The organism is Rubellimicrobium rubrum (assembly GCF_006152115.1).
Taxonomy (GTDB): domain Bacteria; phylum Pseudomonadota; class Alphaproteobacteria; order Rhodobacterales; family Rhodobacteraceae; genus Rubellimicrobium; species Rubellimicrobium rubrum.
Window position 1 is genome coordinate 1 of record NZ_VDFU01000059.1, and the last position, 8,823, is coordinate 8,823.

Here is an 8,823-nt window from a genome sequence, read left to right on the forward strand (position 1 = left end):
GGCGAGCCCGGCGCCAACCATCAGGGCAGCTCTGCGCGACAGCATGATCTTCTCCTCTATTGCGTGTCACAGGGACGGTGACACTCACGCCGGTCGAAGACGTTGTGCTGGAACAACCTGCGACGCAGATCCTTTTGGGGACGCCGGCCCCGGTGCGGATCGGCCATGTGGGCACGCCACGGCCCAAGCCGTCGCCGTCCTTGAAGCGGCCCTCCAAGATGCCTCTGGAAACCGCCCTATACCGCCCTCTAGTCTGGAAAGGCAGCACAGGAGCTCGACATGCCTTTGGACATCAAGCGTTCCGCTTTCTTCGGCGGACAAGGGACCGCAGCCCGAACACAGCCATGAACACGGTCCTGGCCGACGGCCTCCTGCACCGATCGGACATCGTCACCGTCGAGGTCGTTCGGCCCGAGTCGCTTGCCGGGCTCGAACCGGAGTGGGATGCTCTCTGGCGTCGTTGCCCCAGTGCGACGCCATTCCAGTCCCCGGCTTGGCTCCTGTCCTGGGCCAGGCACTTCGCGCCCCATCGATGCGGAGCGGCTCTGCTTCGGGCCGAGGGGAGGCTGGTCGGAATCGTGCCAGTCTTCTGCTGGCAGGGCGCGTTGCTCCTGGCGGGCACCGGTCCGAGCGATCGGGGCGATGCGCTGATCGAGCCGGGCTACGAGGCCGAGGCCCCGCTCCTGCTCAGCGCCCTGCCGGATGCGGCTCCCGAAAACTTCGAGCGGATCGATCTGCAGCAACTCGCGACCGACTCCCCGCTTCTCGCGGCCGAAAACCCCACTGAGTGGACGGACGAGCGCATGGCGGGGGACGCTTGCCTCATCGCCCCTCTCGAAGGCGAGAACGGCCTGGGCGCCGCATCCGGGCGGCAGAGGTCGCACTGGCGGCACGCCCTTCGGCAACTGGCGCGGCTGGGTGGCTCGGTCGGCCTTGTCGCGCCGGAAGAGGTCGGGACCGCAATCGAGGATCTGCTCCGCCTCAACGCACTCCGCTGGGGGGCAAAGGGGGTTCTGGCCGATCCCTTGATGGGCGCCTTCTTGCGCGAGGCAGGGCCCGCGCTGGCTCGGGCCGGCCTCCTGCGACTTCACGAGGTTCGGCTCGGGGCGGAGCGGATCGCAGTGCTGATGGTGCTGGCCGGACCTTGGGCGCATCACGGCTACAACGGAGGCTTCGACCCGGCTCATGCCAAGCTCAGTCCCTCGGCCATGCTGGTGGGGCTGGCGATGTCACAAGCGGATCGTGAGGGCGTAACCCAGTTCGATTTTCTCCGGGGCCACGAATCCTACAAGGGAGTCTGGGGCGCCCGGCCCGTTCCCATGCAGCGTCGGATCATCCGCCGTCCCGCGTCCGGCTGACCTTCCCGGCCCCCTGGTTCTTTCCAAGAAGAAAGGTCGCCGCATCCCACAGGGAGAAGTCCTGGAGGGCGGAACGGCGAACCACAAGTCCAGCGGGGGCTGCAAGCGCCTCGATCTCCTGGAGGTCGCGCCCGGAATCGCCCCGGTAGGAGTAGTTCAGGATGGCAAGATGCCCGCCTTCGGCCAGCACGCGGGCGGCCTCGTGGATATGGGTCGTGGCAACGTCCCCGCCGGCCTGAACCAGATAGGGGAACACATCCGCCGCGAGCACGAGGTCAGCCGCCCCGTCCGGCACGTCAGCCAGATCCGCCCCGGACGACACCCGAAGCGCCACGTTCGGGAGCCCGGCACAACGCTCCTGCGCGCGGGCGATCATTCCTGGAGAGATATCGAGCCCCGTCACATGGCCCACATGGGGGGCCAGCGCCGCGACGAAACGCCCGATGCCGCAGCCGATCTCGACCACGCGCGCATCGGACCTCGTCAGCCGGTGCGCAGCCAGCCAAGCCACCACCTCCTCGGTCGCGGCCTTCAGGAGGTCGGGGTTGCCCAGCGCATAAAGGGCGACGCCCCCCTCGGGGGCGGCCATGGCCAGACGGTCGAAGGTGTCGGCCCAATGAGCGACCCCCTGCCCGTTCGTCGGGCCGTCATGGTCGACGCCATGCAGGACCGACTTCACGTAGCCGAAGGCTTGCGGGTTCTCGCGGCAAAGGGCCAGGGCTGCCCCCAGACGACCGGCCGCCTCACCCTGGGATTCGGTGCTGGCCCGTGCCAGCGCGTCCTCGACCTCCTCAGGACGGACGGCCTCCGTCACCAGCCGGAGCAGCGCGATATTTGGCGGCAGCGCACCCGTCGCGCAGCCGTCCAGAACTTGGCGCAGCCGGTCAGGCGTCGTGGCCGTCCGGTCGGATCGATCCGTCATGGGGGTCTCCGTCGAGGGGCAAGACCCAACCTAGGTCGGCGGACCGCCCGGATCGAGAGAGCGCCACGGATCAGGACATGGGCGACGGATAAAGCGTGATGACGCCCGTGCTGTTCTCTTCGACAAAAAGCTCGGCCGGTTCGACAAAGAAGCCCGGAGGGGGGGTCACCGAGAACCGTTCGGCCGCCTCGCCCTCGCCGTCGATGATGGTGATCCCCACATGAATGCCATCGAGATCGAGCAAGAACTGCCGGGTGAAGGCCGATCCACGCAGGAACCGATTGGTGTAGAGGACCTGCGCCGAGCAGGCCGCCTCGCAGCGGGTCAGGCGCAGTTCGCTGGCAGCCCGACCGCCGTCCAGCGCAACGCCGTAGGTCAGGTCGGCCCCGGCGGAGGACAAGGCGGGCCAAAGCACGAACGCCAGGGTGATGGGCAGCCGAGACATGAGGATCTCCGGGCAGTGGAGTGGGTCAACTGGCCCGAGGTCGGAACGGCTGTCGGGCGTCCTTGCGACGTCCTGGTTAGCGGGGAACTCGGGCCGGATTGAGGCCCCTGCGCGACGCGACTGGGGCGCCTGGTCTGCGCCGTTCGGATCAGGTCAGGTGGAAATCCTTGGGGAGAAGCGGCGCAGGCGCCTGTTGCCCCAGATGCGGCGCGAGGCTGATCTCGGCCGCCCGGCAGATCGCATCGAGAGGAAGGGCATTCACGTTGTCGCCGAAAGGCTGGCTCAACTCCTCGGACACTTCGGCAAGACCCAGGAACACATAGGCCGCCACGCCCACGAACAGGGGGGTGAGCCAGCCCGCCGCCCCGATCAGCGCCAACGGGAGCATGAGGCAGTACAGGTAGGTCGTTCGGTAGATCAGCAGGGAATAGACAAAGGGTAAGGGCGTCCCGGCGATCCGTTCGCAGCCGGCCTGCTGCAGGGCCATGCTGGACAAGCGCGCGCTCAGGGTTCGCGCGCCGAAGCCGTCGATGGCGCCGCGCGCCAAGGCTCCAGCCATCAACTGGCCCAGCCGGTCAAGGGCGGCGTCGGGCGGATGCGCGGCGTCCCGAAACTCCGCAAGGCCGTCCTCGATCGCTTCGGTGCGGCGGCGGAGGCTGGCCCGATGCAGATGCAGGAAGGACAGCGCCACTTCCAGCATCTCGCGGCGCAGCGGCTCGTCTTGGACGAACAGGCGCGCCTCGCGGGCAAAGCTGCGCAGGTCGGCCAGCAGCCCGCCCCAAAGCCGGCGCGCTTCCCACCAGCGGTCGTAGGCCGCGTTGTTGCGAAAGCCCAGGAACAGCGACAGCGCAATGCCGAAAACCGTAAAGGGCGTGGCGTCTATCGCGGGAAGGGGATGATAGCTCTGCTCCAGCCACACGAGTGCCCCCGCGATCAAGACCAGCGACAGGAGCGGCCCCGCGATATGGGGCACCACCGATCCGCGCAGCGCGAAGGCCAGTTCCCAGATCCGGGGCTTGTTGCGGACGATCATGCGGCACCTTTCCGGATATGGGCGACGCGAAGCATAGCGGACGCCTTCGGCGGCGCACCATCCGTCGACCGCTGGCAAGATCGTTCCGAAGGATCGGACGTGGGTCAGGGTCGTTACGGCCCCCGCCGCACCGCAGGACAGTCCACCCGGCGCGCCGCCCTGCCCCCTGTACGACAAGGTGGTCGGAAACAGGGTCAACCCGTTGAATTGAAGTGACATAGTTACCATATTCACCATCCAATCCCACCGAAAGATCAGACATGAACCTGTCCGGCCAGGACCGCCGGGCCCCGAAGGCTTCGCCTTGGGCCGAGCGGTCAGATCTTGTCGCCAAGCGCGACCTCATCGAATCCGCCGGGGGGCGCTTCTGCGCCGTCACCTTTGTCAAGAAGGACGGCACGGAACGGCGCATGCAGGTCCAGCCTGCCGCGCTGCGCCACCGCCTCAAGGGCGATGCCGCCAGTGAAGCCGCCAAGCGGGCGACCTTCACGCGCCAGGAGCGCCATCCTCACCTGCTGCCCGTCTGGGACGTTCGCGCGAGGGCTCCGCGCTCGATCAACCTCCGGACGGTGTCGCGCATCGCCGTCGATGGCGGCGTGCACAGCTTTCCGGCTTGATGGCCAGCCCGATCCCATAGGGCCCACCGCCCCCTAGCCCCGCCGCGGCGAGAAGCCCGGCGCCCCAAAGCGGCGGGGTTGAGCTTGCAGGCCGGAGACATCGTGGCCCGCGGCACCGAGTTCCTCAAGGATCGGGCAGTCCGGCCGGTCGTCGCCATGGCAACTTTGGGCAAGGCTTTCCAGGGTCGCGATCATGCCTTCGATTTCGGCCTTCTTGCGGCGCAACTCTTCGACATGGCTCAGCGCCAACGTCTTGACATTGCTGCTTGCGCGCGAGCGGTCGGCCCAGAGCCCCAGGAGTTCCCCGATCTGATCAACCGTGAAGCCCAGGTCCCGGGCGCGGCGGATAAAGCGGAGGCGGTGGATGTCCGCCTCCTCGTAGTCGCGATAGCCGCTCTCGCGCCGGGCGGCCTTCGGCACGAGCCCGATCTCCTCGTAGTAGCGGATCATCTTGGCGCTGACGCCCGAAGCCTGCGCAGCCTGACCGATGTTCATCCGTTTCTCCCTTCCGCTCAGGCCACTTGCGGATGGACGGCGGCCCCCGCATGCCCGTCCGAGTCCGGCGCCCCATGGCCCAGGCGGGGCCGGAAGGCGCGTAGCCGCAAGGCGTTGGTGAGGACAAAGACGCTGGAAAGCGCCATCGCACCGGCCGCGAGGACGGGGGACAACAGCACCCCATTCGCCGGATACAGGATGCCCGCCGCGACAGGGATCAAGGCCGCATTGTAGGCAAAGGCCCAGAACAGGTTCTGCCGGATATTGCGGATCGTCGCGCGGCTGAGCCCGATCGCGTTCACGACCCCGCGCAGGTCGCCGCCCATCAGCACCACATCCGCCGACTCGATAGCGACGTCAGTGCCCGTGCCGATCGCCAGGCCCACATCCGCCTCGGCCAAGGCAGGGGCGTCGTTGATGCCGTCGCCCACGAAGGCGACCCGGCGCCCGCCGTCCCGCAGCCCTGCCAGCGCGCGAACCTTCCCGTCGGGCAGCACCTCGGGAATCACCTCGTCGATGCCAAGGCTTCGCGCCACCGCCTCTGCCGTGGCGCGGTTGTCGCCGGTGATCATCGCCACCCTCAGGCCCATGTCGTGCAGCGCACGGATCGCCTCGGGGGTGGTCGCCTTGACCGGGTCCGCGACCGCGAGCATCCCGGCCAGCCGGCCATCGATGGCCACGAAGAGCGGTGTCCGCGCCTCGGCGCCGAGCCGTGCCACCTCAGCGGCGAAGGCTCCGACCTCGTGGCCGAGTCGGGTCATGTATCGGTCGGCCCCGACCTCCACCCGGCGTCCGTCAACGCGGCCGACCACGCCATAGCCCGGCACGGCCTCGAAGCTCTCGACGTTTCCAAGCCGCAGGCCCTGCCCTCTGGCAGCCCGGAGAATTGCCTCGGCGATCGGATGCTCGGACCTCGCCTCGACGGCGGCGACCAGCGCAAGCACCTCGGACGCCGCGAATCCGGGCGCAGGCGCGAGATCGGTCAGTTCCGGCCGCCCTTCGGTCAGGGTGCCGGTCTTGTCGAGCGCGACCACCTCGACGTCCCGCAGGGTCTGAAGTGCCTCGCCCCGGCGGAACAGCACACCCATCTCGGCCGCGCGGCCGGTGCCGACCATGATGGAGGTCGGGGTGGCGAGGCCCATCGCGCAGGGACAGGCGATGATCAGAACGGCGACGGCGTTCACCAGCGCGAAGCTCAGTGCAGGATCGGGTCCGAAGATGAGCCAGATGAGGAAGGTGATCGCCGCGACAGCCATGACGGCGGGCACGAACCAGGCCGTGACCTTGTCCACCAGCGCCTGGATCGGCAGCTTGGAGCCTTGCGCCTGCTCGACCATGCGGATGATCTGGGCCAGCACCGTGTCCCCACCCACCCTGGTGGCTCGGAAGGCGAAAGCTCCCGTCCTGTTGATGGTGCCGCCCACGACGGCGCTGCCCGCGCCCTTGGCGACGGGCACGGGCTCGCCGGTGATCATCGATTCGTCCACATAGGAGGACCCTTCGACCACCTCGCCGTCGACGGGCAGCCTCTCGCCGGGGCGAACCTCGACGATGTCGCCCGCGCGCACCTCGGTCAACGGCACGTCCCGGGCAGTGCCATCGCGCCGGACCCGCGCCGTCCTGGCCTGCAGGCCCACCAGCCGCTTGATCGCCTCGGAGGTGCGTCCCCGCGCCTTGGCCTCCAGAAAGCGTCCGAGCAGGATCAGCGTCACGATCACGGCCGCCGCTTCGTAATACACGTTGACCGTGCCCGCAGGCAGCAGTCCCGGGGCAAAGGTGGCCGCAACCGAATACCCCCATGCGGCAAGCGTCCCCATCGCCACGAGCGAGTTCATGTCGGGCGCAAGTCGCCTCAGTGCGGGCAGGCCCCGGCGAAAGAAGCGGAGCCCCGGCCCGAACAGCACGAGCGATGTGAGCGCGAATTGGAGGAGCCAAGACTTCCGCATTCCGATGGTGCCCATGACGCGGTCGTGAACCCAGGGAATCAGGTGCGAGCCCATTTCCAGCACGAAAACCGGGGCCGTCAGGGCGGCAGCCCAAAGCAGCGAGCGGCGGAGCGTGCCCAACTCGCGTTCCCGCGTGTCCCGTTCGCGATCCTCGGCGACAGGCCCGGCTTCGATCCGGTGGGGCTCGTAGCCCGCATCGCGGATGGCGCCTTCCAGATCGGCGGCCGACACCGCTCCTCGTGCAAAGCGTATTTGCGCCCTCTCGGTCGCGAGATTCACGGATGTCTCCAGAACGCCCGGAACCTTCGACAGCGCCTTTTCGACATGCGCCACGCAAGACGCGCAGGACATCCCTTCCACCCCGATCTCCACGCTGTCCTCGGGCACGGAATAACCCGCATCCTCGATGGCATGGAAAAGGGCGGCGAGGTTGGGTTGACCGGCAAAGGCCACGTCGGCACGCTCCGTGGCGAGGTTCACGCTGACCGAGGACACGCCCGGCACCTTGCTTACCGCCTTCTCCACATGGGACACGCAGGACGCGCAGGTCATGCCATCGACCGTAAGGCTGATCCTCGCCAAGTCCGGCGTGCCCGCACGCTGCGGGCCGACGACATTCTCCATGGGCTTCACTCCCGTCGGATTGCGACGACAGGGGACATAAGGGTTCCCACCGTGGGAAGGTCAAGCGCCCAACGCGAAGAAGTCGTGACATGGCACCCTCTTGACCTTGCCACGATGGCAACCCCCATCTGGGCCTGGTTCTTGATCTGAGAGGTCACCATGATCCGCTTCGACATCCCCGACATGAGCTGCGGCGCGTGCGTCCGGCGTGTCAGCAAGGCAGTGCAGGGCGTGGACCCCGCCGCCCAAGTGGAGGCCGACCTCCCGACCCGCGAAGTCAGGATCCAGAGCTCGGCCGATCCGGCGGCGCTGAGGAAGGCCCTGGACGACGCAGGCTACCCGCCGGCCAACGCCTGAGGACCCGGCCAAGCGGGAAGCGGCAGGGTCAGACCGGCCGGGCATGAGCCCTCGGCAAAGTTGATCCGCAACCAAGCCATCCCACATCCCAGGCACGAGCAGGAGAGCATCATGCGGCTGGAGCCCACGCCAGAGGGCGGGTTTGTGATCGACGCGCAGGATCTGGGCCCGCTCCTGGGAGTCGATGCCGCACAGGTGCCGGACCTGATGCGCGAGGGCCACCTGACCCGGCGGTTCGAGCGTGGCGAGGGCGAGGATCTGGGACGGTTCCGGCTCACGTTCCGCTATGGGACTGTCACCGTCCGGCTGGTTCTCACGGCCGACGGCACCGTGATCGAACAGAGCCGAATCCTGGGGGCTGTGCCGTCATGATGCCGGTGCGCCTTTTCTGGATCGTGACGGGCTATGTCGCGCTGACGCTCGGGCTCATCGGCGTCGTCCTGCCAGTCATGCCTACCACCCCGTTCATGATCCTGGCCGCGTTCGCCTTTGGGAAAGGCTCACCCAGGATGCGAGCAAGGCTGGAGAACAGCCGCTATTTCGGCCCTGCGATCCGCGATTGGGAGACTCGCGGCGCCATACGCCGGCAGCACAAGACGATGGCCTGCCTGCTGATGGGCGCCTCCTTTGCTGGCGCGCTGCTGCTGGGGCTGCCCCTCACCGTGCTGGCCGTGCAAGGCTTGGCGCTGGCCGGAGCCACGACCTTTGTCCTGACCCGCCCCTCTGCTTGAAGGCTGTGCCGCCAAGGACAGAGCCCTGTACACGTTCCTCCGGAGTTTGCGGTCTGACAACGACCGGTGTGGGGAGGGAGCCTAGACCGGGGCGCGGCAAACTGCATCCCCGAAAGGACCGCTCGCATGTTCGCTCTGCTTTGGGGCCCCGCCCTGGCCCCCGTCACAACTCCCGTCCGGGCTCCCGCTCTGGCTCGGGCCGGCGCGCACCCCCTCGTCCTCACCACCGCCGCCGTCTTTGCTCTTCTGGCTGGTGCGGCGGCCGCCACCGAGACCACCCATACCGTGCAGATGC

General features: G+C 68.1%; 10 protein-coding genes. 5 read left to right on the top strand and 5 right to left on the bottom strand.

Going from position 1 to position 8,823, the window contains the following annotated elements:
* Window positions 1–344 precede the first annotated feature (344 nt).
* On the top strand, window positions 345–1,358 hold the full coding sequence (locus tag FHG66_RS20720; protein ID WP_176556382.1) for a GNAT family N-acetyltransferase: 1,014 nt from the start codon (window positions 345–347) through the stop codon (window positions 1,356–1,358).
* Here the strand turns inward: FHG66_RS20720 and FHG66_RS20725 are convergent.
* From FHG66_RS20725 to FHG66_RS20735, 3 genes are all read right to left on the bottom strand, one after another.
* Window positions 1,333–2,280 (bottom strand): class I SAM-dependent DNA methyltransferase, encoded by a 948-nt coding sequence (locus FHG66_RS20725; protein WP_139079052.1) that lies wholly within the window; start codon window positions 2,278–2,280, stop codon window positions 1,333–1,335. The genes FHG66_RS20720 and FHG66_RS20725 overlap by 26 nt on opposite strands.
* A 70-nt stretch (window positions 2,281–2,350) precedes the next feature.
* On the bottom strand, window positions 2,351–2,725 hold the full coding sequence (locus FHG66_RS20730) for a hypothetical protein (protein WP_139079053.1): 375 nt from the start codon (window positions 2,723–2,725) through the stop codon (window positions 2,351–2,353).
* A 148-nt stretch (window positions 2,726–2,873) separates the two neighbouring features.
* Window positions 2,874–3,758: a bestrophin family protein gene (locus FHG66_RS20735; RefSeq protein WP_139079054.1), complete on the bottom strand. Its 885-nt coding sequence runs from the start codon at window positions 3,756–3,758 to the stop codon at window positions 2,874–2,876.
* Between the two features lie 260 nt (window positions 3,759–4,018).
* Between FHG66_RS20735 and FHG66_RS20740 the strand changes: the two genes are divergently transcribed.
* Window positions 4,019–4,375, top strand: coding sequence for a hypothetical protein (locus FHG66_RS20740; protein WP_139079055.1), 357 nt, complete (start codon window positions 4,019–4,021; stop codon window positions 4,373–4,375).
* A 33-nt stretch (window positions 4,376–4,408) separates the two neighbouring features.
* Here the strand turns inward: FHG66_RS20740 and cueR are convergent, their stop codons facing one another.
* Both cueR and FHG66_RS20750 read right to left on the bottom strand, forming a co-directional pair.
* Window positions 4,409–4,870, bottom strand: coding sequence for a Cu(I)-responsive transcriptional regulator (gene cueR / locus FHG66_RS20745; protein ID WP_139079056.1), 462 nt, complete (start codon window positions 4,868–4,870; stop codon window positions 4,409–4,411).
* Window positions 4,871–4,887: 17 nt separating this feature from the next.
* Window positions 4,888–7,440 carry a heavy metal translocating P-type ATPase gene (locus FHG66_RS20750; RefSeq protein ID WP_139079057.1) on the bottom strand — a complete coding sequence of 851 codons (2,553 nt, stop codon included), beginning with the start codon at window positions 7,438–7,440 and terminating at the stop codon, window positions 4,888–4,890.
* Between the two features lie 159 nt (window positions 7,441–7,599).
* Between FHG66_RS20750 and FHG66_RS20755 the strand changes: the two genes are divergently transcribed.
* From FHG66_RS20755 to FHG66_RS20765, 3 genes are all read left to right on the top strand, one after another.
* Window positions 7,600–7,797: a heavy-metal-associated domain-containing protein gene (locus FHG66_RS20755; RefSeq protein WP_139079058.1), complete on the top strand. Its 198-nt coding sequence runs from the start codon at window positions 7,600–7,602 to the stop codon at window positions 7,795–7,797.
* Between the two features lie 111 nt (window positions 7,798–7,908).
* The gene (locus FHG66_RS20760) at window positions 7,909–8,169 is read left to right on the top strand and encodes a DUF6522 family protein (RefSeq protein WP_139079059.1); all 261 of its coding nucleotides are present in this window, start codon (window positions 7,909–7,911) and stop codon (window positions 8,167–8,169) included.
* Entirely contained in the window at window positions 8,166–8,528 is a 363-nt protein-coding gene (locus FHG66_RS20765) for a YbaN family protein (RefSeq protein WP_246082707.1), read from the top strand. Before FHG66_RS20760 ends, FHG66_RS20765 begins: the two co-directional genes overlap by 4 nt.
* Window positions 8,529–8,823 lie beyond the last annotated feature (295 nt).

Excerpts from the sequence above, each read along its gene's own strand:
- FHG66_RS20720 (WP_176556382.1), top strand. The coding sequence starts at position 345 with ATGAACACGGTCCTGGCCGACGGCCTCCTGCACCGATCGGACATCGTC.
- FHG66_RS20725 (WP_139079052.1), bottom strand. The coding sequence starts at position 2,280 with ATGACGGATCGATCCGACCGGACGGCCACGACGCCTGACCGGCTGCGC.
- FHG66_RS20730 (WP_139079053.1), bottom strand. The coding sequence starts at position 2,725 with ATGTCTCGGCTGCCCATCACCCTGGCGTTCGTGCTTTGGCCCGCCTTG.
- FHG66_RS20735 (WP_139079054.1), bottom strand. The coding sequence starts at position 3,758 with ATGATCGTCCGCAACAAGCCCCGGATCTGGGAACTGGCCTTCGCGCTG.
- FHG66_RS20740 (WP_139079055.1), top strand. The coding sequence starts at position 4,019 with ATGAACCTGTCCGGCCAGGACCGCCGGGCCCCGAAGGCTTCGCCTTGG.
- cueR (WP_139079056.1), bottom strand. The coding sequence starts at position 4,870 with ATGAACATCGGTCAGGCTGCGCAGGCTTCGGGCGTCAGCGCCAAGATG.
- FHG66_RS20750 (WP_139079057.1), bottom strand. The coding sequence starts at position 7,440 with ATGGAGAATGTCGTCGGCCCGCAGCGTGCGGGCACGCCGGACTTGGCG.
- FHG66_RS20755 (WP_139079058.1), top strand. The coding sequence starts at position 7,600 with ATGATCCGCTTCGACATCCCCGACATGAGCTGCGGCGCGTGCGTCCGG.
- FHG66_RS20760 (WP_139079059.1), top strand. The coding sequence starts at position 7,909 with ATGCGGCTGGAGCCCACGCCAGAGGGCGGGTTTGTGATCGACGCGCAG.
- FHG66_RS20765 (WP_246082707.1), top strand. The coding sequence starts at position 8,166 with ATGATGCCGGTGCGCCTTTTCTGGATCGTGACGGGCTATGTCGCGCTG.